The 23,590-nt window shown below is 67.8% G+C and carries 24 protein-coding genes; 11 read left to right on the top strand and 13 right to left on the bottom strand.

Annotated features, from left to right (window positions below):
* Positions 1-21: 21 nt before the first annotated feature.
* From POS15_RS15580 to POS15_RS15590, 3 genes are read right to left on the bottom strand one after another with little or no spacing between them, the layout of a single operon-like run.
* Positions 22-705 (bottom strand): HAD family phosphatase, encoded by a 684-nt coding sequence (locus POS15_RS15580; RefSeq protein WP_046272916.1) that lies wholly within the window; start codon positions 703-705, stop codon positions 22-24.
* Complete coding sequence (locus tag POS15_RS15585; RefSeq protein ID WP_046272915.1) at positions 702-1,406, bottom strand: pseudouridine synthase; 705 nt, start codon at positions 1,404-1,406, stop codon at positions 702-704. Before POS15_RS15585 ends, POS15_RS15580 begins: the two co-directional genes overlap by 4 nt.
* Complete coding sequence (locus tag POS15_RS15590; RefSeq protein WP_266086246.1) at positions 1,403-2,524, bottom strand: class I SAM-dependent methyltransferase; 1,122 nt, start codon at positions 2,522-2,524, stop codon at positions 1,403-1,405. The genes POS15_RS15585 and POS15_RS15590 overlap by 4 nt, the downstream gene beginning before the upstream one ends.
* A gap of 142 nt (positions 2,525-2,666) precedes the next feature.
* Here POS15_RS15590 and POS15_RS15595 point away from each other — a divergent pair, with 142 nt between their 5' ends.
* Positions 2,667-2,930, top strand: a complete 264-nt coding sequence (locus POS15_RS15595; protein WP_019185760.1) for a hypothetical protein — start codon at positions 2,667-2,669, stop codon at positions 2,928-2,930.
* Between the two features lie 28 nt (positions 2,931-2,958).
* Here POS15_RS15595 and POS15_RS15600 read toward each other — a convergent pair whose 3' ends face one another.
* Positions 2,959-3,249: a DUF3247 family protein gene (locus tag POS15_RS15600; RefSeq protein WP_284128439.1), complete on the bottom strand. Its 291-nt coding sequence runs from the start codon at positions 3,247-3,249 to the stop codon at positions 2,959-2,961.
* Between the two features lie 81 nt (positions 3,250-3,330).
* Complete coding sequence (locus POS15_RS15605) at positions 3,331-5,316, bottom strand: PAS domain-containing sensor histidine kinase (protein WP_284128440.1); 1,986 nt, start codon at positions 5,314-5,316, stop codon at positions 3,331-3,333.
* A 232-nt stretch (positions 5,317-5,548) separates the two neighbouring features.
* Between POS15_RS15605 and POS15_RS15610 the strand changes: the two genes are divergently transcribed.
* Complete coding sequence (locus tag POS15_RS15610) at positions 5,549-6,115, top strand: DUF3016 domain-containing protein (protein WP_046272911.1); 567 nt, start codon at positions 5,549-5,551, stop codon at positions 6,113-6,115.
* A gap of 75 nt (positions 6,116-6,190) precedes the next feature.
* On the opposite strand, the gene alr is transcribed toward POS15_RS15610, so the two are convergent.
* Both alr and POS15_RS15620 read right to left on the bottom strand, forming a co-directional pair.
* On the bottom strand, positions 6,191-7,264 hold the full coding sequence (gene alr, locus POS15_RS15615) for an alanine racemase (protein ID WP_070471637.1): 1,074 nt from the start codon (positions 7,262-7,264) through the stop codon (positions 6,191-6,193).
* Complete coding sequence (locus POS15_RS15620) at positions 7,243-8,553, bottom strand: D-amino acid dehydrogenase (protein ID WP_284128441.1); 1,311 nt, start codon at positions 8,551-8,553, stop codon at positions 7,243-7,245. Before POS15_RS15620 ends, alr begins: the two co-directional genes overlap by 22 nt.
* Before the next feature lie 149 nt (positions 8,554-8,702).
* Here POS15_RS15620 and POS15_RS15625 point away from each other — a divergent pair, with 149 nt between their 5' ends.
* Positions 8,703-9,182: an Lrp/AsnC ligand binding domain-containing protein gene (locus tag POS15_RS15625; RefSeq protein WP_046272909.1), complete on the top strand. Its 480-nt coding sequence runs from the start codon at positions 8,703-8,705 to the stop codon at positions 9,180-9,182.
* A gap of 68 nt (positions 9,183-9,250) precedes the next feature.
* On the opposite strand, the gene POS15_RS15630 is transcribed toward POS15_RS15625, so the two are convergent.
* Both POS15_RS15630 and POS15_RS15635 read right to left on the bottom strand, forming a co-directional pair.
* Complete coding sequence (locus POS15_RS15630) at positions 9,251-9,421, bottom strand: lana protein (RefSeq protein ID WP_284128442.1); 171 nt, start codon at positions 9,419-9,421, stop codon at positions 9,251-9,253.
* Between the two features lie 174 nt (positions 9,422-9,595).
* A complete protein-coding gene (locus POS15_RS15635; protein WP_284128443.1) occupies positions 9,596-10,078 on the bottom strand; it encodes a classical arabinogalactan protein 4 in 483 nt (160 codons plus the stop codon).
* Positions 10,079-10,143: 65 nt separating this feature from the next.
* On the opposite strand from POS15_RS15635, the gene msrB reads away from it, so the two are divergent.
* From msrB to POS15_RS15660, 5 genes are all read left to right on the top strand, one after another.
* Positions 10,144-10,611 carry a peptide-methionine (R)-S-oxide reductase MsrB gene (gene msrB / locus POS15_RS15640; protein WP_019185751.1) on the top strand — a complete coding sequence of 156 codons (468 nt, stop codon included), beginning with the start codon at positions 10,144-10,146 and terminating at the stop codon, positions 10,609-10,611.
* 91 nt (positions 10,612-10,702) lie between these two features.
* Positions 10,703-11,557, top strand: coding sequence for a flagellar motor stator protein MotA (motA, locus tag POS15_RS15645; protein ID WP_019185750.1), 855 nt, complete (start codon positions 10,703-10,705; stop codon positions 11,555-11,557).
* Positions 11,558-11,566: 9 nt separating this feature from the next.
* Complete coding sequence (gene motB / locus POS15_RS15650; RefSeq protein ID WP_046272907.1) at positions 11,567-12,514, top strand: flagellar motor protein MotB; 948 nt, start codon at positions 11,567-11,569, stop codon at positions 12,512-12,514.
* Positions 12,515-12,664: 150 nt separating this feature from the next.
* Positions 12,665-13,177, top strand: coding sequence for a hypothetical protein (locus POS15_RS15655; RefSeq protein WP_019185748.1), 513 nt, complete (start codon positions 12,665-12,667; stop codon positions 13,175-13,177).
* Between the two features lie 14 nt (positions 13,178-13,191).
* Complete coding sequence (locus POS15_RS15660; protein ID WP_019185747.1) at positions 13,192-13,467, top strand: DUF4031 domain-containing protein; 276 nt, start codon at positions 13,192-13,194, stop codon at positions 13,465-13,467.
* Between the two features lie 42 nt (positions 13,468-13,509).
* On the opposite strand, the gene POS15_RS15665 is transcribed toward POS15_RS15660, so the two are convergent.
* Complete coding sequence (locus POS15_RS15665) at positions 13,510-14,052, bottom strand: hypothetical protein (protein ID WP_019185746.1); 543 nt, start codon at positions 14,050-14,052, stop codon at positions 13,510-13,512.
* A gap of 136 nt (positions 14,053-14,188) precedes the next feature.
* Between POS15_RS15665 and POS15_RS15670 the strand changes: the two genes are divergently transcribed.
* Positions 14,189-14,440: a DUF3297 family protein gene (locus tag POS15_RS15670; RefSeq protein WP_019185745.1), complete on the top strand. Its 252-nt coding sequence runs from the start codon at positions 14,189-14,191 to the stop codon at positions 14,438-14,440.
* A gap of 144 nt (positions 14,441-14,584) precedes the next feature.
* Here POS15_RS15670 and POS15_RS15675 read toward each other — a convergent pair whose 3' ends face one another.
* Both POS15_RS15675 and POS15_RS15680 read right to left on the bottom strand, forming a co-directional pair.
* Positions 14,585-16,228 (bottom strand): Na+/H+ antiporter, encoded by a 1,644-nt coding sequence (locus POS15_RS15675; protein ID WP_070426533.1) that lies wholly within the window; start codon positions 16,226-16,228, stop codon positions 14,585-14,587.
* 131 nt (positions 16,229-16,359) lie between these two features.
* Complete coding sequence (locus POS15_RS15680; protein ID WP_046272905.1) at positions 16,360-17,169, bottom strand: class III extradiol ring-cleavage dioxygenase; 810 nt, start codon at positions 17,167-17,169, stop codon at positions 16,360-16,362.
* 111 nt (positions 17,170-17,280) lie between these two features.
* On the opposite strand from POS15_RS15680, the gene POS15_RS15685 reads away from it, so the two are divergent.
* Complete coding sequence (locus tag POS15_RS15685; protein ID WP_284128444.1) at positions 17,281-18,162, top strand: LysR family transcriptional regulator; 882 nt, start codon at positions 17,281-17,283, stop codon at positions 18,160-18,162.
* Between the two features lie 36 nt (positions 18,163-18,198).
* Here the strand turns inward: POS15_RS15685 and POS15_RS15690 are convergent, their stop codons facing one another.
* Entirely contained in the window at positions 18,199-21,147 is a 2,949-nt protein-coding gene (locus POS15_RS15690; protein ID WP_284128445.1) for an EAL domain-containing protein, read from the bottom strand.
* A gap of 306 nt (positions 21,148-21,453) precedes the next feature.
* Here POS15_RS15690 and POS15_RS15695 point away from each other — a divergent pair, with 306 nt between their 5' ends.
* A complete protein-coding gene (locus POS15_RS15695) occupies positions 21,454-23,574 on the top strand; it encodes a M13 family metallopeptidase (protein WP_284128446.1) in 2,121 nt (706 codons plus the stop codon).
* Positions 23,575-23,590 lie beyond the last annotated feature (16 nt).

The raw sequence follows: 23,590 nt of genomic DNA on the forward strand, positions 1-23,590 counted from the left end.
CTGGCAGGCCGTTGGGCAAACTCAAGGAGGAGGCAGCAACGGCATCAACAACGCCCGCGCATCCAGCAGCGAACCCACGATGCGATGCCCCAGCGCACGCAGTTCCTCATCCGGGTGCACCAGGTCCGGCACCTGGATCGCGGTCATGCCCGCACCCACCGCCGCGCGGATGCCGGCCGGGGAATCTTCCAGCGCCAGGCAGCGCGCCGGGTCCTTGCCCAGCTTCTGCGCCGCGAGCAGGTAGATGTCCGGCGCCGGCTTGGGACGCGACACGTCACTGCTGGTCACCACCACCTCGAAGAACGGCAGCAGGCCGGCGGCGGCCAACTTGCGCGAGGCGCGCGGCTGGCGCGTGGAGGTTGCGACCGCGCGCGGCACACCGTGATCGTGCAGCAGCTGCAGGATCTCCAGGATGCCCGGGCGCAGCGGCAGGCCCTGCTGCGTGCGCGCTTCATACAGGTCATGGCAGCGCGCGAACAGCGCAGCGACCTGCTCGGCATTCACCGTCTGCAGCAGCAGGCGCTCGCAGTCGCGGTCACCCAGGCCCACCATGCGCAGCCAGAACCCCTCCGGGAACGGCAGCGCCAGTTCCTGCGCCGCCTGCGACCAGCACGCGATCGAGACCCGCTCGCTGTCGATCATCAGGCCGTCCATGTCGAAGATGACGGCATCGGGCAGGAACGGCAGCGCGGCGAAAGCACTCATGGGACGTTGAACAGTGTCTCGAGATCGGCCGCGTCCAGCGTGCGCCACTCGCCTTCCGGCAGATCGCCCAGCGAGAGCCCGCCGATGCGGCTGCGGTGCAGCGCCTCGACGTGGTTGCCGACCGCCGCGAACATCCGGCGCGCCTGGTGGTAGCGGCCCTCGTGCAGGACCAGCTGCGCCTGGCGCGGGCCGTTCACGTGCAGCTCGGCCGGCAGCAACGGCTTGTCGTCCGATTCCAGCAGCAGCCCGCCGCTGGCGAAACGCGCGGTTTCATCGCCGCGCAGGTCCTCGGCCAGGGTGACCTCGTAGGCCTTGTCCAGGCGCGATTTCGGCGACACGATCCGGTGCAGCAGCGCGCCGTCATCGGTCATCAGCAGCAGGCCGCTGGTGTCGCGGTCCAGGCGGCCCACCGAGGACAGCACCGGCGCACGCTCGCGGTAACGCGGCGGCAGCAGGTCGTAGATCAGCCGGCCTTTGTCCTTGGTCGAACAGGTGTAGCCGCGCGGCTTGTGCAGCATCAGGGTCAGCCCCTGCGGCGGGTCCAGCGGCTCGCCCTCGACCCGGATCGCCTCATGCGCGACCGCGTCGTCGGCGTACAGCACCTCGCCGTCGGCATCGGTGATCAGGCCAGCGCGGAACATCCCCTGCACCTGCTTGCGGCTGCCATAGCCCAGGTTGGCCAACAGCTTGACCAGCTTCATGCGCGGCCTCCGCGGCCCCACTTCGGCTCGGTGCTGCGCGGGGCACGGGCCGGGGTGGCGCTCTTGCTCGCCTTGGTCGCTTCGATCAGCTTGAAGCCATCGCGCTCGGCGGCCACGCGGACCTGGCCGAAGCTTTCGTTGAGGATCTGCTCGTACGGCAGATGGCGGTTGGCCACCAGCCACATCCGCCCGCCCGGGCGCAGCGCCTGCGCGGCCACGGCGATGAAGCGCTGGCCGATGTCGGGACGGTCGGCACGCGAGGGCGTGTGGAACGGCGGGTTGGTCACGATGAAGTCGTACTCGCCCTCGATCCCGGCGGTGACGTCCTGCCAGTGGAAGCCCAGCGCCGCCGGCTTGCCCAGCGCGGCAAGGTTCTCGCGGGCCAGGGCCAGGGCGCGGCCTTCGGCCTCGTACAGGTCCAGCGCGCTCACGTTCGGGCAGCGGGCCAGCACTTCAGCGGACAGGTAGCCGAAGCCGGCCCCCAGGTCAGCGCCACGGCCGGCCAGGTCGGCCGGCAGCTGCTCCACCAGCAGCGCCGAGGCCGGGTCGATGCGGTCCCAGGCGAAGATGCCGGGGCGGCTCTGGAAGCGGCCGCCCAGAATCGCGCGCGGCGCGTCCAGCGACGCCCAGCGCTGCGCCAGCGCGGCGTCGTGCTGGCCATTGAGCGGCGCGGTCCAGTAGGCGCGGCAGTGGTTCTTGGTCAGCTTGCCGCCCAGGCCGGCCAACTGCTGCAGGTCGCCTTCGCCGGAGCGGGCACCTTCGTTGTTGTGCTGGCAGGCCACCACGATGCCGCCGGGCGCGGCCAGCGCCAGCGCACGGGCGAACAGGGCCTTGGCCTCCTCGCGCTGGCGCGGCGGCAGGACCAGCACCACGGCGTAGCGGGTGGCGTCGCTGGCCAGCTGCTGCTCGTCGCGTACGGTCCAGCCACTGGCTTCCAGCGCATCGGCGAACGGGCGGAAGCTCTGCTCGCAGACCAGCTGGGCCGGCTGGGCGTGCTCGCGCAGCGGCGCGCCGTCGCGGGCGCGCAGGAACAGCACGGGGCCGGCCGGCCAGGACAGTGCGCCACTGGCGAAGGGCAGGAACAGGGTTTCCAGGGGAGCGTCGTGCTGGGCAGCCATGCGGGGGCACATCTTGAAAAGAGGCCGCCATTCTACCGGTTCGCCCCGCCGGACCCGGATTTGCGTTTATTCAACGTCCTGTTGATGCCCTGACAACATCCAAACCGGCAGGGTGGAGCCTCACTTCCCGTGGAGATGGCTCATGCGTGCATTGTTCGTCGGTGGCGTAGTCGACAACAGCGAAATGGACATGGAGGGCAGCCAACCACCGGTGCACTACCCCGAAGACACCGGCGGCGGCCATTCGCGCTACCGCCTGCACCAGATCGGCAAGACCTCCGATGGCAACGTGGCCTATGCGGTCTATGGGGCGCCGGACATGGCCGATGAAGAGGTGGCGCGCATCGCCGATGAGCGAGCCTACGCGCGTCGCTTCGAAGCCGAGCCCAGCGAATTCACCCACTGAGCCGACGCCAAGGCGCTGCCCGCCGCGATCACTCGTGGTAGGGCAGCTGCCGGATGGCCCTGATCTGATCGAGCCAGATGAGGTGCTGCTGGACCGGCGTATCCAGATCGTCCAATCGCAACTGGCCGTTGCTGCCTTCATGTTCGTCGGCATCGCGGTACTGCTGCAGCGTCGGCTGCACTGCCACGGTGCCCAGCAGGCGGCTGCCGTCATCAAGCGTAAGCTCGACCTGGGTCTGGCCGTGCAGCTGCGGCAGCAGCGCTTCCAAGGCCGCGATGGCGGCCGGATCGGTGTGGATGCGGGGGGCGTAACGTGACATGGCAACTCCTGTGGCGTACGCCCTCAGTGTGCCCGCCGCGGCGTCAACACATTGCCAACGGCTGCCCGCAGCGGCGCCGGCTCAGCGGCTGGCGAGTACGCCCCGCACCGCGGCCACCAGCTGGGCGACCGAATACGGCTTGGCCACATGCTCCTGGAAGCCTGACGCCAATGCGCGCTTGCGGTCGTCCGCACGTGCCAGCGCGGTCACCGCCACCGCCGGCAACGCCTCTGGCTCGACGCCCATGTTGTCGCGCAATGTGCGTACCAGGCCGTACCCATCCATGCCCGGCATGCCGATGTCGGTCAGCAGGGCATCGATACCGCTGTGGCCGTTTTCGTTGAGCAGTGCCAGTGCTTCGCCGGCGGAGGATGCCGTGGTGACCGAAGCGCCCTGCTCTTCCAACAGCCGCCGCAGGTACTCCAGCACTTCGGGCTGGTCTTCCACGGCCAGCAGGTGCAGGCCCTTGAGCGGATACGGCTCGATGATCTGTTCGGTGATCGGCCCACTGAACACTTCGCGCAGCGGGCGGCCATCGGCCTGCGGCTGATAGCGCGGCAGGCGCACGTTGAAGCTGGCGCCCTGGCCGTGGCCTTCGCTGCTGGCCGCAACCACGCCACCATGCAGTTCCACCAGCTGCTGGACGATCGCCAGCCCCAGCCCCAGGCCGCCATGGCGACGCGTGGTGGTGCCGTCGGCCTGGCGGAAGCGGCTGAACAGATGGCGCAGGAACTCCGGCGCGATGCCGTCGCCGGAGTCGGTCACGGTGATCGACCAGTGCCCGCCATCGGCGGCCAGGGTGAGCACCACGCGCCCTTCGGCCGGGGTGAATTTGATGGCGTTGGACAGCAGGTTCCACAGCACCTGCTGCAGGCGCGTGGCATCGCCGAGCACCAGGCACGGCTCGTCGGGCATCACCAGTTCCATCGAGAGCGCTTTGCCTTCGGCGACCAGCTCCTGTGCACGCATGGCCTCTTCCAGCTGCGCACGCAGATCCAGCATTTCCACTTCCAGCTGGACCTTGCCCAGCAGCATGCTGCTCAGGTCCAGCATGTCCGAGATCAGCCGCTTCTGCGCCATCGCACTGTTGGCGATCACGCCCAGCCCCTTGTACATCGGGCTGGTGTTGTCGATGCGCTGCAGCAGCAGTTCGCTCCAGCCCAGGATGGTGGTCAGCGGGGTGCGCAGTTCGTGCGACAGCGTGGCCAGGAACTCGTCCTTGAGCCGCGCCATGTTCTCGGCGGCGCTGCGCGCGGCACGCTCGGACTGCAGCAGTTCTTCGCGCGCCATTTCGATTTCGCGACGCTCGGTCACATCCGGGCTGCTGCCGGCCAGGCCGATGAAACGGCCCATCCTGGAAAAGCGGGGCCGCGCGTTCATTTCCAGCCAGCGCCATTGGCCATCGGCGCGACGACCGCGCACCAGCGCATGCATGGAGCGCTGCGACTTCAGTGCCTCCTGCAGTTCGTAATCGAACACGGAAGCATCGTCGGGATGCACCAGGCCACACCAGACATCGTCCGGTACGCGCTGCTCGTCGCCGCCGAAGAACTCGCTGAAGGCACTGTTGACGAAGCGCGAATGCCCGCGCTCATCCAGGACCCACACCGGCATCGGCAGGCCATCGGCCAGCGCACTGAAGCGCGCCTCGCTTTCGGCCAGCTCCACCTCGATGTGCTTGCGGTTGGTGATGTCGAAGAACACCACGGCCACCAGATGCTCGTCCGGTTCGCCAACGCTGACCGCCTCGACCGAATACCACCGGTTCAGCGCGCGTGCTTCCATCTCGAACTGCCGGGCCTGGCCGCTCAGTGCCACCTCGCCATAGGTGCTGTACCAGTCCGTCTCATGGCCGGGCTGCAGGCTGGTCATCCGCTGCCCGCAGACATTGCTCAAGCCGGTATTGCGCGAAAACGCCTCGTTGACCTCCACGAACCGGTAATCCACGCCCACCCCGGCATCGTCGAAGATCACCTCGATGATGCAGAACCCCGCATTCAGGCGCTCAAGGACCGTGCGATACAGGGCCGGATCCGGCGATGAAGCCAGGAAAGAGGCGCGTTCCAACGTCGAAGTGGGCAGGCTGGGCAAGGGCTTCAATGAGGCAACTGGCGAAACAGAGGAGGACAGGATCGGCCAACGCGCGTATTCGCAGCGTCAAGCGCCGGGGGTCTGGGGCGGGCCTGGGTGAATTGGCGCCAACCGCAGACGCGGAGCATACACGCGTGGATTGTCCGCCACCCGGATCGGGATCACACTGGTACCTGATCCCACTTGTGATCGCGACCCAGGCATTGTCATGAACCGCACCTCCCTGATCGCCGGGGCCCTGGCCGGGCTGCTGCTCATCGGCAGCGCGGCGGCCGCCCCGCGTACCGTGACCGACCCGCAGGCCCCGCGCGCGCTCAAGACCGAAGGCCCTGTCCAGGTGACCTGGAGCGACCCGGCCCAGTTCACCGAGATCCGGCTGAGCAACAACCGCTTCGAGGCCGAACGCGGCGACTGGGTGCAGCAACTGGCCAAGTATGTGCAGACCACGGCCAGCAAGGCGCTGCAGCCCGGCCAGACGCTGCAGGTCACCTTTACCGACATCAAGCGCGCCGGCGATTACGAGCCCTGGCATGGCCCTCGCGCCAACGACATCCGGGTGATGCGCGATATCTACCCCCCGCGCGTGACCCTGACCTACACCCTGAAGGATGCGCAGGGCCAGGTGATCAGCGAAGGGGAACGCAAGCTGCAGGACACCGGCTACCTGCACAACATCGGGCGACAGAGCGACACCGACCCGCTGCGCTATGAGAAGCGCCTGCTGGATGACTGGATCCGGCGCGACCTGCGCAACGAGGCCACGGCCAGCACATGAGCCCTTGGGCCCACATGAGAAAGGCGGCGCATCAGCGCCGCCTTTTTTCATGCACGCGGTACCGCCGGTGGCGGTTCAGCCGTCCACGTACTCGCGCACGACCCGCTTCACCCCACACGGCAGCTGGTAAGCACTGACCCCGCACAGCGGTGCCAGCGCCTCGATGCGGGGGGCATCGCCCCACAGCGTCACCGTGCTGCCGATGCCGGCCTGCGGCAGGTGGGTCAGGTCCACCGTGAGCATGTCCATCGAGACCCGGCCGATCACGATGCCCGGCTGATCGTCGATCCGCACCGGGGTGCCGTTCGGCGCGAACTGCGGGTAACCGTCGGCGTAACCGAGCGCGACCACGCCAACCCGGGTCGGGCGCTGCGCGACGAAGCGCGCGCCGTAACCGACCGGCTCGCCCACCGCGATGTCACGGACGGCGAAGATCTTCGAACGCATGCTCATCACTGGCCGCAGGCGCCCGGTCAGCGCGGTATGCGCCGGCATCGGGTTGATCCCGTACAGCATCAGACCCGGGCGCACCCAGTCGCTGCGTACGTCCGGCCACCCCAGCAGCGCTGGCGAGTTGCACAGGCTGGTCTGCCCGGCCAACCCGTCGATGGTGGCCGCGAAGACGTCGGCCTGCTCGCGGGTGCGCGGGCTGTCCAGTTCGTCGGCCCGCGCCATGTGGGTCATCAGCACCATCGGCCCGACATGCGCCAACGCGCTCAACGTGGCGTGCGCGGCACGGAACTCGTCCGGCCACAGGCCCAGGCGATGCATGCCGCTGTCCAGCTTCAACCACACGTTGAGCGTGGCGGTGGTCTGGAACGCGGCCACCGCCTCGACCTGCCACGGCGCGCCGACCGCGAACCACAGGTCGTGCTGCACGATCAGCGGCAACTCACTGGCGTCGAAGAAGCCTTCCAGCAGCAGGATCGGGCCGGTGATGCCGGCCGCGCGCAGTTCCAGTGCTTCCTCGATGCAGGCCACGCCAAAGGCATCGGCCTCGGCCTGCAGCGCGCGGGCGCAGCGCACTGCGCCGTGCCCGTAGGCATCGGCCTTGATCACCGCAACGGCCTTGCCGCCCCCCAGTTCGCGCGCCAGCCGGTAATTGCTGCGCAGCGCGTCCAGATCAATCAACGCACGGGCTGGGCGCATGAACTCGGCTCACGGTGACGGACAGAGGCGGCGTGGTGGGTGTAACGGAAGATATCCAGGCCTTCGGTGCTGATCTGCGGCTGGCGGGCATCCATCAGGTCGGCCAGGTAGCGGCCGGAGCCGCACGCCATGGTCCAGCCCAGGGTGCCGTGGCCGGTATTGAGGAACAGGTTGCGGTACGGCGTGGCGCCGACCACCGGGGTGCCGTCCGGCGTGGCCGGGCGCAGGCCGGTCCAGAACTCGGCGCGCGAGAGATCGCCGCCATCCGGGTACAGATCACGTACCACTTTCTCCAGCGTGGCGCGGCGGCGCGGCGAGAGCGACAGGTCGAACCCGCCCACCTCGGCCATGCCACCGACGCGGATGCGGTCGTCGAAACGGGTCACGGCCACCTTGTAGCTTTCATCCAGGATGGTCGAGGTCGGCGCCATTGCCGGATCGGTGATGGGCAGCGTCAGCGAGTAGCCCTTGAGCGGGTACACCGGCAGCTGCATGCCGAGCGGTGCGACCAGCGACGGCGAGTAACTGCCCAGCGCGACCACGTAGTGATCGGCGGTTTCCAGCTTGCCATCGATGCGCACGCCGGTGATGCGGTCGCCATCGCTGTGCAGGCCGGCGATGTCCTGGTCGAAGCGGAATTCGACCCCGGCATCGACGCACATCTGCGCCAGGCGACGGGTGAACAGCTGGCAATCACCGGTCTGGTCGCGCGGCAGGCGCAACGCGCCGACCAGCTTGTCGGCCACGCCGGCCAGGGCCGGCTCATGGGCGATGATGCCCGCGCGGTCGAGCACCTGGTACGGCACGCCGTACTGGGCCAGCACTTCGATGTCCTGCGCGGAGGCATCCAGCTGCTGCTGGGTGCGGAACAACTGGGTGGTGCCCAGGTCGCGGCCCTCGAATTCGATGCCGGTCTCGCGGCGCAGCTCGTTGAGGCAGTCGCGGCTGTACTCGGACATGCGCACCATGCGCGCCTTGTTGATCGCGTAGCGCTCGTGCGTGCAGTTGCGCAGCATCTGCGCCAGCCAGCGGTACTGGTGCCAGTCCAGGCCCGGGCGGATCGCCAGCGGCGCATGCTCGGAGAACAGCCATTTGACCGCTTTGAGCGGCACGCCGGGGGCGGCCCACGGCGAGGTATAGCCGAACGACAGCTGCCCTGCGTTGGCGAAACTGGTTTCCAGCGCCGGACCGGGCTGGCGGTCGACGACCGTGACTTCAAACCCGGCCTGCCGCAGGTACCAGGCACTGGTCGTGCCGATCACACCGCTGCCAAGGACTAGAACGCGCATGACACCTCTCCAACCCGATCATTCCCTGCGCAGGAGCACGCCGGGACCATAATTGAGGAAGTATAGTCAGCCACAACCAATCAATTCGCCTGTTTTTCCTGCATCAGGCAGGATATTGTCCCGCCAACATCCTCGAGAGGCTGACGCCGATGGCCACGCGTGCCCGTGAACTGGACAAGATCGACCGCAAGATCCTGCGCATCCTGCAGGCCGAGGGTCGCATTTCCTTCACCGAACTGGGTGAGCGGGTCGGGCTGTCGACCACGCCCTGCACCGAGCGCGTGCGGCGGCTGGAGCGCGACGGCGCGATCACCGGCTATTACGCCAAGCTGGATCCGCATTACCTCAAGGCCAGCCTGCTGGTATTCGTAGAGATCAGCCTGGCCTACAAATCCGGCGATATCTTCGAGGAGTTCCGGCGCGCGGCGCTGAAGCTGCCCAACGTGCTGGAGTGCCACCTGGTGTCGGGCGATTTCGACTATCTGCTCAAGGCACGCATCAGTGAGATGGCCTCTTACCGCAAGCTGCTCGGCAGCACGTTGCTGACCTTGCCGCACGTGCGTGAATCCAAGAGCTACATCGTGATGGAAGAGGTCAAGGAAACCCTGACCCTGCCGATCCCGGATTGATGCCGGGCCGATAACGCAGAAAGGCGGCGCGCGTGCGCGCACCGCCTTCGTTCATTGCGTCAAGCGCATCAGCGCTGCTGCTTCTGGTCCTGGTGCTTCTGGTCCTGCTGCTTGCCGCCCTTCTGATTCTGCTGGTCCCACTGCTGCTGGTTCTGCTGGCCGGGCTTCTTGTTCTGCTGCTGACTGCCCTGCTGCTCCTGCGGCGATTTGCCGGGACTGCGGTTCTGCTGGTTAGCCATGATTGCACTCTTCTCGAAAAACCTCGGGGAATGCGCTGGGTTGCGGCGCGGGTACAGGGTCCCGCCGATCCGGTTAATCACAGGCGAAAAAACAGTGAGGTGGTGCGTTGACGGCGATGACTGCGGGCAGCCCGATGTAAACCATTCATTCGCCGCGGCCCAGCGCCGCAGCCCTCACGGTTTTATCTGCTGGCCATCGCCACTGGGCACTGCGTCGTAGTAACGCCCCGTGCGGGTATCGAGCACGCGGTTGGGGCCCACCTGCTTGACCCCCGGAATGATCCGGCCGTTTCGGTCGTAGACCTTGCTCTGCACGGCCGGCCCCCGCATCGGCGCCGGCTGCGATGGGCCTTGGCTCTGGATCGGGTGCGTGCGCAGCTGCTGTTGGGTCTGCGAGGACGATTTCACCGGCGCCATCTGCCCGGACAGGCTGTCGGCCGGGGCCGGCTGCACGGGGATCGGCAGGGGCGCGGGGGTCGGCGGCGGGGCCACGACCGGGCGGGTCGCGGTGGGGCTGGGTGGCGGCCCGATCTGCGCGACCGCGCCCAACGGGAGCAACGCCAGCAGGGCAGCGGCAAGGCGGCGTGGGCGGTACATGGTGATCTCCCGGCGGCGGTTCAGGTCTTCACCATGCACCTGCACGGGTATCAGCACCATGAACGCCGGCTTGTACCTTGAGAGGCAAAAGCCCAATCTAACTGCCATACCAATAGGGAACCTTTATGACGGCTTTTGACCTGTCCCCACCTACCGACGCCCAGCGCCAAGCCCTGGTGGCCGGCCTCAGCGCCGATGAGCAGCGTGTCCTCCTGCACCACGGCACCGAGGCGCCGTTCTGCGGGGTGTTCCTGGACAACAAGCAGGACGGGGTCTACGGCTGCCGGTTGTGCGGCCTGCCGCTGTTCCGCTCCAGCACCAAGTTCGACTCCGGCACCGGCTGGCCGAGCTTCTTTGCCCCCTTCGATCCGGCCCATGTCCGCGAGATCCGCGATGCCAGCCATGGCATGGTCCGCACCGAAATCGTCTGTGCGCGGTGTGACAGCCATCTCGGCCATGTCTTCCCCGATGGCCCGCCGCCGACCCATGAACGCCACTGCCTGAACTCGGTCTCGTTGTCGTTCACCCCCAATGGGCAGGCCTATCCGGACCCGCTGCAACGCGGTGGTGCCGAGGCTGGCCCGGCAGGCTGAATCCGGGAAAGTGTGACGTCGAGCGAACGCCCCCCTTCAGAAAGGGTGTGAAGGGGCCGACATGGAGGTATCCCCTTCCCGCGTCGGCCCCATGCTCATCATCGTTGGACTTCTCGTCGTCATCCTCAGCGTGCTCGGCGGTTACGTCGGGGCGCACGGCAAACTCGGCGCGCTGTGGCAGCCCTACGAACTGGTGATCATCGGCGGTGCGGCGCTGGGTGCGTTCCTGGTCGGCACGCCGGTCAAAACCGTGAAGCAGACCCTGGCGGCCACCGTGGGCGTGTTCAAGGGGCCACGCTACAAGCAGCAGGACTACATCGACGTCCTCAGCCTGCTCTATGAGCTGCTCAACAAGGCCCGCCGCGAAGGATTCATGGCGCTGGAGGACCACGTCGAGCGCCCGGCCGAAAGCAGCATCTTCGCCAACTACCCCAAGGTGCAAGCCGACCACCACCTGGTCGATTTCATCACCGACTGCCTGCGCCTGATGATCGGCAGCAACATCGAGCCGCACGAGCTGGAGCCGCTGCTGGAGCTGGAACTGGAGAAGCACCATGGCGAGGCGATGCAGCCGGCCGCGGTGCTCAACAAGGTCGCCGACGGCCTGCCCGGCTTCGGCATCGTCGCCGCGGTGCTGGGCATCGTGATCACCATGGGCTCGATCGGCGGGGAAATCACGGAAGTCGGCGCACACGTCGCCGGCGCGCTGGTCGGCACCTTCCTGGGCATCCTGCTGGCCTATGGCTTCGTCGGCCCGCTGGCCTCGGCCGTGGAAGCGCGCGCCGAACAGGACGCACGCATCTACGAATCGGTCAAGACCGCCCTGCTGGCCTGCCTGCGCGGCTACAACCCGAAGATCGCCCTGGAATTCGCCCGCAAGACCCTGCCGTCCAACGTGCGCCCGGGCTTCAGCGAGTTCGAACAGCACCTCAAGACGGTCAAGTAAGGCAGCGCCATGGCCGAGACCAAACCCACCGTCATCGTCCGCCGGGTCAAGAAGGCCGGTCATGCCGCGCACCATGGCGGTGCCTGGAAAGTGGCCTACGCCGACTTCGTGACCGCGATGATGGCCTTCTTCCTGGTGCTGTGGCTGATGGCCGCCACCAGCAAGCCCGAGCGCGCGGCGATCTCCGAATACTTCCGCAACCCCAGCCCGCTGGCCGGCAGCAGCTCCACCCCGGCCCCGGGCATGGCCGGACCGGGCGGCGCCAGCACCTCGATGATCAAGCTGGGCGGCGCCACCGACATCTCGCGCGGCAACAGCAACGATCCCTTCCAGAACCAGCAGGCCTCCCGGCCCGTGCCGCAGCAGGACGAGCGCGAGCGCGAGAAACGCCAGCTCGAAGCGCTCAAGCAGGAGTTGGAAGAAGCGATCAGCAAGAGCCAGGCGCTGGAACCGTTCAAGGATCAGCTGCTGCTCGACCTCACCCCGGAAGGCCTGCGCATCCAGATCGTGGACAAGCAGAACCGGCCGATGTTCGACATGGGCAGCGCCTCGCTCAAGCCCTACACGCGCGCGATCCTTCGCGAGCTGTCGCAGTTCATCAACCACGTGCCGAACCGGATCAGCATCACCGGCCATACCGACACCACCGCCTACAACGCGGCCCACGGCTACAGCAACTGGGAGCTCAGCGCCGACCGCGCCAATGCCGCCCGGCGGGCGCTGCTTGATGGCGGCATGACCGAGGACAAGGTGACCCGGGTGGTCGGGCTGTCCTCCTCGGTGCTGTTCGACCGCACGCAGCCGGACAACCCCATCAACCGCCGGATCAGCATCGTGGTGATGACCAAGGCGGCCGAAGCGGCGGCCTTGGCCGGCGCCGGGCAGGAAGTGGCGCTGTCGCCCACCGCTGCCGACGCCGATATCCAGGCAACGCTCGCGCCGGCTGTCGCGCCGTAAGGGACGCGACGAAGGCGGCAGCAGAGGGAATTCAGGGAATCCGTGGAGCCGGCCAGCGGCCGGTGCTGACGAACGCCTGTGAGGAATCCGTGGAGCCGGCCAGCGGCCGGCACTACAATGGGTCTTTCCTTTTGTAGATAGACCGCACCCATGTCCAAGCAGTCCAAGGCCAAGCGCGACAAGCGCAAGAAGCAGCAGCCCAAGCGCCCGATCAACCGCCTCAACGCCCAGCAGCCGGTGCAGAACCATGCCGTGCTGACCAACGAAGAGGGCCAGGTCGTCGCTGCGATCGGCCTGCAGGGCACCGAGTGGCTGCTGGCCATCGGCGGCCAGACCATGGGCAACGCCGACAACCCGGTGCCGATGCTGGCCATGCTCAAGCACCTGTCCAACGTCCAGGAAAAGGAAGGCCGCAAGGTCAACCTGGAGTACTCGACCCAGCTGCAGCAGCTGATCGACGACCTGGCCGCCGACGAAGGCAAGACTGCCGACGAATACCTGGCTCAGCTGGTCTCCGAGTTTGAAGGTGTGGAAGGCGAGGAAGGCGAAGACGCCGAAACCGCTGCCGACGCCGGCGACGACGCCAAGGTGGCAGACGAGGCCGGCACCGATGCCGCCGCCGACGCCGCCCCGGCCGCCAGCGACGACAAGCCGCAGGCCTGAGCCACGGCGATCCGGTGACGGTCTATATCGACGATGCGGTACATCCCTGGCGCGGCGAGCGCTGGGCGCATCTGATGGCCGACACCCTGCCCGAGCTGCACGCCATGGCGGCGCAGCTCGGGATTCCACGGCGGGCGTTCCAGAACCGCCGCAGCGGCGCGCACTACGACGTGCCCGCCCCACTGCGCCTGCAGGCGATCGCCCTGGGCGCACAGGCCATCTCACGGCATACGGACCGCGAACGGGTCAAAGCCGTGATCGCCAACGCAAGAAGCCAGTATCAGGCGTAGCTGCCGACCGTGGGTCGGCATGCGCAGGCCGCAATCGCGCCCTCAGAACGGATCGCTGCCCGGCCGTACTTCCACGCCCAGCAGCGAGCACAGCGCCAGCATCGCATCGTCATCGCGGTTGAGCGCCATCCAGCCGGCCAGCGTGTCATTGCCGGTATCCACGCTCCACAGCGCGTAGTTGTGCTCGCGCAGGCGGTCGTGGGCGGTGGTCATCAACATCGGCGCATCCACCTCCGCCGCGAAGTCTTCATCGTCCAGGTCGCCGCCCCAGTCGATCTGCAGGTTCCAGCGCGCGGACAGCTCGTTCACCGCCGACATCAGCGCATCGGCATCGCCCCGCTCCACCTCGAACCCGGACTGCCAGGCAATCGCGGCCATCATCGGCGGCAGCCAGTCGGCGTCCTCATCGATGCCCTCGCCGCTTTCCAGCAGCGCTTCGCGCCAGCGGTTGAACTGCTGCAGCGCCAGTTCTTCATCGCCCGGGTTGATCAGCACGAACAGATTCCAGATCCGCGCCTCGAAATCGTCCTCGTCGAAATCGCGCTCTTCTTCTTCGAAGTCGAAATAATCGCTGTTGTCGGGCATGGCCGGTAATCCTGGAGACAGGGGCGCATTCTGCCGTGCAAGGGCGTTGGCAGGAAGCGAAATTCGGCGTGGGGCCCGCTGCGGTTTATCCTGTGCGGCAGAAGACGGCCTTGGTGGTCGTCAGCATCCTGTGACCATGAGCGATACCCCTCCCGATCACCTGGCGATCAACCCGGCCAGCCCCTTCCACGATGCCGCTGCGCTGGAGCGCGGCGTAGGCATCCGCTTCAACGACGTCGAGCGCGACAACGTTGAAGAATATTCGGTCAGCGAAGGCTGGATCCGCGTGCAGGCCGGCAAGGCCCGCGACCGCCGCGGCAACCCGATGACGATCAAGGTCAAGGGCACCGTGGTGGCCTACTTCCTGGATCAGAAGCCGGACGCCTGATCCCACGTCTGCCGGAGACGCCTGATCCACGTGTGGCGGGGTAGAGCCACCCCACGGGTGGCTGCGCGGACCCACTGGAACCCTCGCGTCAGGGACGAAGGGCAGCCACCCATGGGGTGGCTCTACCCGTGGCACGGTGAGGCCTCAATCGCGTTGCCGCGTCTCCAGCAGGTCCAGATTGCGGATCAGCCTGCGCGAGATCTCATCGGAGATCTTGCCCCGCCGGGTCAGGCGGAACAGTTCTTCACGCTCAGCGGTCAGCCCCGCGGTACGCAGCTGGCGATAGCCCTGCTCCATGCGCTTGACCTTCTCCGGATCCGCATCCGGCCCGGCTTCCTTCTCCAGGTTGCGCTGGTACAGCAGGCTGACCCGCGAGGCGGCGTCGTTGTAGAGCTGCACGTTCTCGGTGGTCTGGTTCTGCACCAGCTGCTGGCGCGTGCGCTCCACGCCGGCCAGCGCCGCCTTGGCGGCCAGCTTGCGGGCCAGGTCCTCTTCCTTGCGCTCGCCCGAATCGGCCGGCAATTCCAGGCCTTTGAGCAGGCGCGGCAGCGCGATGCTGGCACCGACCAGCGAGATCAGGATCACCGCCGCGGCCAGGAAGATCACCAGGTCACGTGCCGGGAAGGCACTGCCGTCGGGCAGGAACAACGGCAGGGTCAGCACGCCGGCCAGGGTGATCGCACCGCGCACGCCCGCCACCGAGGTCGCCACCACGATCCGCCAGGAGGTGCCCTGCCGGGCCTCGCCCCGATGGCGCGCACGCAGCAGGCTCCAGCGCAGCGACAGCCACACCCAGGCCAGGCGCAGCAGCACCAGCGCCAGGTTGATCACCACCACATAGACCAGCAGCCACCACGCACTGTGGTGCCCGCTCTCGCTGACGGTCTTGATCGCGCGTTCCACGATGCCCGGCAACTGCTCGCCCAGCAACACGAACATGATCCCGTTGAAGCTGAACTGCAGCATGTTCCAGACCGCCGTGCGCTGCACGCGCATGCTGCCCGAGACGCGGCCGGTAAGCTCCACGTAGCTCATCGTGACACCCGCGGCGACCGCCGAGAGGATGCCCGACGCATTGAGTTCTTCGGCCAGCAGGTAGGCCGCGAACGGAATCAGCAGGTTGACCAGCAGCGCCGCACCCGGCTCCTCGCCGAAGCGCCGCCACAGCCAGCGCTGGAAGGTGGACACGCCCAGCGTCACCGCCACGCCGATCGCCAGTCCGGCCACTGCCACCCACAGGAAGGTCAGCGAGGCGTTCGCCAGCGAGAAGGTCCCGGTCATCACCGCCGCCACTGCGAAGCGGAAACAGACCAGGCCGGACGCATCGTTGAGCAGCGACTCGCCTTCCAGGATGTGCATCAGCCGCTTGGGAATCGGCGCGCGCGAGGCGATCGAGCTGACCGCCACCGGGTCGGTCGGGGAGATGATCGCCGCCAGCGCGAAGGCCACCGCCAGCGGCATCACCGGGATCATCCAGTGGATCAGGAAGCCGGCGCCGATCACGGTGAACACGACCAGCCCGAAGGCCAGTTCCAGGATTACGCCCTTGTCGCGGAACAGGCCCTGCTTGGGGATGCGCCAGCCATCCAGGAACAGCAGCGGCGGCAGGAACAGCAGGAAGAACATCTCCGGCTCGAGCGCGTGGCCGCGGTTGAACACCCCGGCAATGACCGCGCCCAGCCCGATCTGCACCAGCGGCAACGGCAGCGACAACGGCAATACGCGGACCAGGTAGCCGCTGGCGACCACCGCCACCAGCATCGCCAGAACGACTTCAATGGTATGCATGCATTTTCCAGTAAGCAGCGCGGGGGAGGCTGCGGACAGCCGGCGCCGGAAACAGGAAAAAACGTACCACACGTGCGCCGCCACGCGAATGCGCGGGGCGCGGCAGGCTCAGTCGGCGGACAGCCGGCCCCTCATGCGGCGCGCTGCTGCGCGTCGGCGCCATCGAAGCGATAGATGTCCATCGCCAGGAAGCCTGCATCGATCCCGGCATCGATGCGCTGCGCACCGAGCGCTTCGCCACCGGCGGCGCCCATCGCAAAGTGCAGCGGCTGCAGGTGCTCGTCGCTGGGGTGCGCCTGCACCGCGTGCGGGGCCTGGCGGCGGTAATCGATCAACGCGGCGCTGTCATCGGCGGCCAGGCGCTGCTCGACCCATTCGATGAAGGGCCGCACATAAGGGGCCTCCTTGCCATCCGCGTAGCTGCGCCAATCGTGCAGGTTGTGGGTGATGCTGCCCGAGCCGATCAACAGCACACCCTGCTCGCGCAGCGGCGCCAGCGCGCGCCCCAGCGCGAACTGGTGAGCCGGCCCGAGCAGTGGCTGGATCGCCAGCGGCACGACCGGGATGTCCGCCTGCGGATACAGGAACCGCAGCGGCACCCATGCACCGTGATCGAGACCGCGCTGTGGATCGATCGCGGTCGGCAGACCGGCAGCGCCCAGCCGCTGCGCGACCTCCTGCGCCAGCGCGGGCTCGCCCGGGGCCGGATACTGCAGGTCGAACAGTGCCTGCGGGAAACCGCCGAAATCGTGAAGGGTGGGCGGCTGGGCGTGGCCGCCGACCGCCGGCTGGTGCGTCAGCCAGTGCGCCGAGGCCATCACGATCGCGCGCGGGCGCGGCAGGCGCGCCGCCAGCGCGGCCAGGCGCTCGCCCACCAGACCGGGATGGAGTGCGGTCATCGGCGAGCCATGGGAGATATAGAGGGACGGCAAGCGGGACATCACGGACTCCAATGGCAGGACCCAACGGGTCGATCTGCAGATCAGCGTATTGCGGACAGATCGGCCAATAAATACGATGCATCGACGCTGTTTATTTCGGAAAAAGAAACAATGGACACTCTGGACGCCATGCGTGTGTTTGTCGCCGTGGTCGAGCGCAATGGCTTCAGTGCCGCCGCGCAGGCCCTGGACCTGTCCACCGCCGGGGTGACCCGGCAGATCGCGGCGCTGGAAAAGCGCCTCTCGACCCGGCTGCTCAACCGTACGACCCGCCGCGTGAGCCCCACGAGCACGGGCGCGGCCTATTACGCCGAGTCCGTGCGGCTGCTGGCCGAGTTCGATGCGCTGGAAGCCGGCATCAGTGCGCAGGCGCTGGAGCCCTCGGGGCGGCTGCGGATCAACGCACCGGTCAGCTATGGGATCGCCCGCCTGGGCCCGCTGCTGGCCGGGTATCGCGCGCGCTACCCGCAGGTGGAACTGGACCTGTCGCTGTCCGACCGTCTGGTGGACATGGTCGAAGAAGGCTATGACGTGGCCATCCGCATCACCCGCCAGCCCAGCCCGGCCCTGATCGCGCGCAAGCTGGGCGAAGCGCAGATCAGCCTATGCGCAGCGCCGTCGTACCTGGACGCGCACGGGCGCCCGCAGCAGCCGGAAGACCTGTCCGCGCACGAGTGCCTGAGCTACAGCTACTGGGCCGGTGGCGATGCATGGCAACTGCAGGGACCACGTGGGGAGGTCTCGGTGCCGGTGCATGGCGGTGTCCGCGCCAACAACGGCGATGTGCTGCGCGAGGCCGCGATCGCCGGCATGGGCATCATCGTGCAGCCGGATTTCCTGGTCGCCGAGGCGCTGGCCGATGGGCGGCTGGAGCGCGTGCTGCCCGAGTGGCAGGTGCCGGGCGTGGGCATCCATGCGGTGTACACCAGCCGCAGCCACCTGGCCCCGAAGGTGCGCAGTTTCATCGACTACCTGGTGGACGCCCTGGCGTGATGCCGCGCGGCACCCGCCACCAGACACCACCCGGCGCTATGCCTCCACCGATTCCAGTTGCCCGATGAGCCGTGCCAGCGGCATCGGCCGGCCGAGCAGATAGCCCTGCACCTGGTCGCAGCCATGGGCGGCCAGCCACTGCAGCTGGCCGGGCGTTTCCACGCCCTCGGCGATGATGGTCAGGCCCATGCTGTGCCCCAGTGACAACAGGGCGCGGCAGATCGAGGCGTTGCGCGGGTTGGTTTCCACGTCGGCCACGAAGCTGCGGTCGATCTTCAGGATGTCCAGTGGCAGGTGCTGCAGGTAGGACATGTTGGAATAGCCGGTGCCGAAATCATCCAGCGAGATGCAGATGCCCTGCTCGTGCAGGCGCTGCATGGTCTGTTTGGCCTGGCCCGGCTTGCGCATCAGGCTGCTTTCGGTCAGCTCGACCTGCAGCGCACCGCGGGCCAGCCCGAATTCGTGGCTGGCGCGGGTGAACTCGGCCACCAGGTCACTGTTGAAGAACTGCACCGCCGAGACATTCACCGCGATCGGCAGGTCCCAGCCCGCGTCGACCAGCTGCCGCTGCGCCTGCGCCGCGGCGCGGATCACCCAGCGGCCCAGGGCGAGAATCAGCCCGGTGTCTTCGCACAGCTGGATGAACTCGCCCGGGGGAATGAAGCTGCCATCCGCCTGCGGCCAGCGCAGCAGGGCTTCCAACGCGGCCGGGCTGCTGTCGCCGGCGTGGCAGATCGGCTGGTAGTACAGCTCGAACTCGGTATCGATCGCACTGTGGATGCGCCCGGCCAGGCGCAGCCGCTCGGCAAAACGGGAACTCACGGTGGTGTCGTACCACGCGATGACATTGCCTTCGTCGCGCGCCGCATGCGCGGCCTGCGCGGCCATGCCGATGACCTGCTCGGCCGTGCTGGCATCGCCGTCGAACTTCACGGCGACGCCGATGCGCGGCTCGAACTGGTGCAGCCAATCCTGCCCGCGCACCGGTTCGGAGACGGTCTGCATCAGCGTATCCAGCGCGGTCTGGCGCTGATGGTCGTCGCGGATGGCGAAGATGAAATCCTCGGCCGGCTGGAAGGCAAGCAGGCCGTAGCGCACGCCGAGCCCGCCCAGGCGCTTGGCCATCGCCTGCAGCACCACGTCGCCGACTTCGCGGCCCAGCGTGTCCGACACCAGCTGCAGGCCGCGGAACTGCACGTACGCGATCGTGTACGCCCCGCCCTCCTCGTCCAGCTGCGCGGCGAGTGCACGCGTATTGAGCAGGCCGGTCGCCGGGTTGTGGGTGGCGTGGTAGGCCAGGTCGCGCTCATAAGCCAAACGCTCGCTGACGTCCTCGGCCAGCACCAGACAGGCCTGGCGGCCATCGAAATCCAACCGCGCCAGATGCGCACGCACCTCGAAGACGCTGCCGTCCTTGCGCTGGTGCAGGCGCACCTGCGCGTCCTGCACATCGCCGATGCGGGCCTGCGCGATCGCCCCGCGGATCTCTTCCCAGCCTTCGCGCGGGCGGATGTCGAGGATGCTCATCGACAGGAATTCATCGCGGCTGTAGCCATACTGGCGCACCGCCGCTTCGTTGACCTCCAGAAAGCGCAGCGTGTCCGGATCGAACACCCAGAACGGCGCCGGATTGCGGTCAAACAGCAGCCGGAACTGACGCTCGGCTTGCTGCACGCGGGCCAGCGCATCGACCCGCTCGCTGACATCGGTCAACGCACCGATCATGCGGCGCTCGCGGTCCACCACCGCCACGCGCTGGCCGCGCGCGGCGACCCAGCGGGTCGCGCCACCCGGCAGCACCAGGCGGAACATTTCATCGAGCACGCCGCTGCCGGCAAAGGCGGCATCGAAGGCCTGCTGCATGCGCGCGGTGTCGTCGTGGTGCACGCGCGCGAAGAAATCCGCGACGGGCAGGCTCTCGATGTCGATGCCGAAAATCTCACGGGCCAGCGGCGACCAGCGCAGCAGGCAGGCATCCTCGTCCACATACCAGGTACACACCTTGCCGACCTGGTGGGCCATGCGCAGCTCGGCATGGCCGGTGCGCAGTTCCTCGCTCAGGCTGTCCTGGTCACGGGTGGCGCGGCGCAGGCTGACATACACCGCGGCAAACAGCGCCCAGTACAGCAGGTAGACCCCGATCGAGGCCTGCACATACGGCCACCAGGCCGCCAGCACATCGCGCCGGCCCAGGCCGGCGTAGACCGCCAGCGGGTACTGGGCCAGCGTGCTCAGGCTGGAAATGCGCTCGATGCCATCCACGGCACTGGTCTCGGTGCCCAGCGGGGTCAGTGCGTCGCGGCGCAGAAGCTCGCGTTTGGCCAGCCCGAAGCGACGCCCCGCCACGGCGCCGGGATCCGGGCTGCGCGCCAGCACGTAGCCATGCGGGTCGGTGATGGAGACCACCCCGGCATCGCCGGTATCCATGCCGCCGATGATGGCCTGCAGTTCCGCCGTGCGCAGCCGTGCCAACAGCCAGCGGTCACCGCCCATCGGCAACGCCAGCGGCAGGATCCAGTGCGTGGCATCCAGCGCCTGCGGCGGCCCGAGGAAAATCTGGCTGCCCAGGCCGCGATTGCCATCCACCGCCCACAGCGGTAGTTGCAGGTCGCCGCTGCCACTGGTCAGGGCCCGCCCGTACTGGTCGACCACCACGATGCTGTGCAGTTCGGCATGCCGCTGCAGGGCCCCGGCGATGCTGGCATCGAGCAGGTCCGGTGCCTGCGCCGGCACCCGCTGGAAGAGCAGCGCGCCATCGCGGGAGATGCCCTGCATCACCCGCTCCAGGTTGCGCAGTTCCAGCCGCAGCAGGCGCTGGGCGCCGGTGGCCAGCGCCGAGCTCTGGCGCTGCGCGGCTTCCTGCCGGCGCTGGCAGTCATTGAGCAGCGTCGCCACCAGCCCGGCGCCCAGCAGCACGCCCAGGGATACCCCGAGCCACACGAACGTCCGCAGTGGCCGTGCCAGGGCACGGTTCAACGCGGGCATCGCAACCCTTTTCCCGAACGACAGGCTGACTTCATCTGTAAACGCTTCCTGGTTTCCCCAAACCTGAGCGGCCGCTGCCCGGGATTCTTGACGCCTAGCTCGTCACACGGGCGCCAGCCGGCGCCCGCAGAATCCGTGCGGGCCCCAGCATGCACCAGCGCGTACGGCACGGGAAGCACCGCGGCCGGGGTTCACATCGGTGAACCCGGAAGACCGGCATACCCGGTACCCGATGCCGCCGAAGCCGGCATAACCGCGCGCCCGGTACGGGATTAGACTTGGGTGTTTCCGTTGCTGAGAAGCTCAATGTCCAAGCTGCGCCGCCCCACCCTGATGCTCGCCATTGCCGCCAGCCTGTCGCTGAGCCTGGCCGCCTGCGACCGCGAGGCCACTGCACCGGCCGCGTCCGCCCCCGAGACCACCCCGGCCGAGCCGGCCGCCCCCAAGCCGCAGCTGGGCAGCTTCGGCTTCGACGCCGCCGGCATGGACCGCAGCGTCGCCGCCGGCGATGACTTCTTCGGCTTCGCCAACGGCACCTGGGTCAAGAACACCGAGATCCCGGCCGACCGCTCCAGCTACGGTAGCTTCAACGTCATCTCCGAAAAGACCCTGGCCGACACCCGCGCGATCCTCGAAGGCGCCGCGGCCGACACCAAGGCCGAGGGCGAGGCCAAGCTGATCGGCGATTACTACGCCGCCTTCATGGACGAGAGCGGCATCGAGTCGCGCGGCGTCGCCCCCGTCAAACCGGAACTGGACGCCATCGCCGGGATCAGCGACAAGGCCGCGCTGGCCACCGCGCTCGGCGGCACGCTGCGCGCCGACGTGGACCTGCTCAACGCCACCAACTTCTACACCGACCGCCTGTTCGGCGTGTGGGTCTCGGTGGATCTGCTGCAGCCGGACCGCACCGCGCCGTACCTGGTGCAGGGCGGCCTGGGCCTGCCGGACCGCGACTTCTACCTGCAGGGCGGCCGCATGGCCGAGATCCGCAAGCAGTACCAGGCCTACATCGCCCAGGTCCTGCAGCTGGCCGGCGTCGCCGATCCGGCCGCCAAGGCGCAGCGCATCCTCGCGCTGGAGACCAGGATCGCCCAGGCCCACGCCACCCAGGAAGACACCAACGACGTCGCCAAGGGCGCCAATGCCTGGAAGCAGGCCGACCTGAGCGCCAAGGCACCGGGCATGGACTGGAACGCGTTCCTGGCCTCGGCCGGGCTGGACGCCCAGCAGGACTTCATCGTGTGGCAGCCCAAGGCCGTCGCGGGCATCTCGCGCCTGGTCGCCACCGAGCCGCTGGAGGTCTGGAAGGACTACCTGGCCTTCCATGCGCTGGACCGCGCCGCGCCGTACCTGCCCAAGTCGTTCGCCGATGCGCGCTTCGCCTTCCACGGCACCACGCTCAACGGCACCCCGCAGCAGAGCGAGCGCTGGAAGCGTGCGGTGGATGACAGCAACCATGCCGTCGGCGAAGCGATCGGCAAGCTGTACGTCGAACGTCATTTCGATCCGGCCACCAAGGCGCGCGCGGACGCGATGGCCAAGAACATCATCGCTGCGTTCGCCAAGCGCATCGATGCGCTGGAGTGGATGTCGCCGCAGACCAAGGCGCGTGCCAAGGCCAAGGTGGATGGCCTGACCGTGGGCATGGGCTACCCGGACAAGTGGCGCGACTACACCGGTCTTGAGATCAAGCGTGATGACGCGCTGGGCAATGCCGAGCGTGCCGAGCTGTTCGAGTACCGCCGCAACATCGCCAAGCTGGGCAAGCCGGTGGATCACAGCGAGTGGGCGATGCTGCCGCAGACCATCAATGCGATGAACGTGCCGCTGGAAAACCGCCTGGTGTTCCCGGCCGCGATCCTGCAGCCGCCGTTCTTCGACGGCGCGGCCGATGATGCGGTGAACTACGGCGCGATCGGTGCGGTGATCGGCCATGAGATCAGCCACGGTTTCGACAACGCCGGTGCGCTGTTCGATGAGACGGGCAAGCTGCAGAACTGGTGGACGCCCGAAGATCTGAAGAAGTTCAACGCGGCCGGCGATGCACTGGCGGCGCAGTTCAGCAGCTACAGCCCGTTCCTGGGGGTATCGGTGAATGGTCGTCTGACGCTGGGCGAGAACATTGCGGACGTGGCAGGTCTTTCGACGGCCTACGATGCGTATCAGTTGTCGCTGCAGGGCAAGCCGGGCCAGACGCTGGAAGGCTTCACGCCGGATCAGCGGTTCTTCCTGGGCTTTGCGCAGGCATGGCGGAGCAAGGCGCGTGAGCAGGCGCTGCGCAATTCGCTGTTGACCAATGTGCATGCGCCGGGTCAGTTCCGTGCGTTGACGGTGCGCAATCTGGATGCGTGGTATCCGGCCTTCGAGGTGAAGGAAGGCCAGAAGCTGTACCTGGCGCCGGAGAAGCGGGTCAAGGTGTGGTGATGTGCGTCACCGCACG

It is taken from the genome of Stenotrophomonas sp. BIO128-Bstrain (assembly GCF_030128875.1).
GTDB lineage: Bacteria > Pseudomonadota > Gammaproteobacteria > Xanthomonadales > Xanthomonadaceae > Stenotrophomonas > Stenotrophomonas bentonitica_A.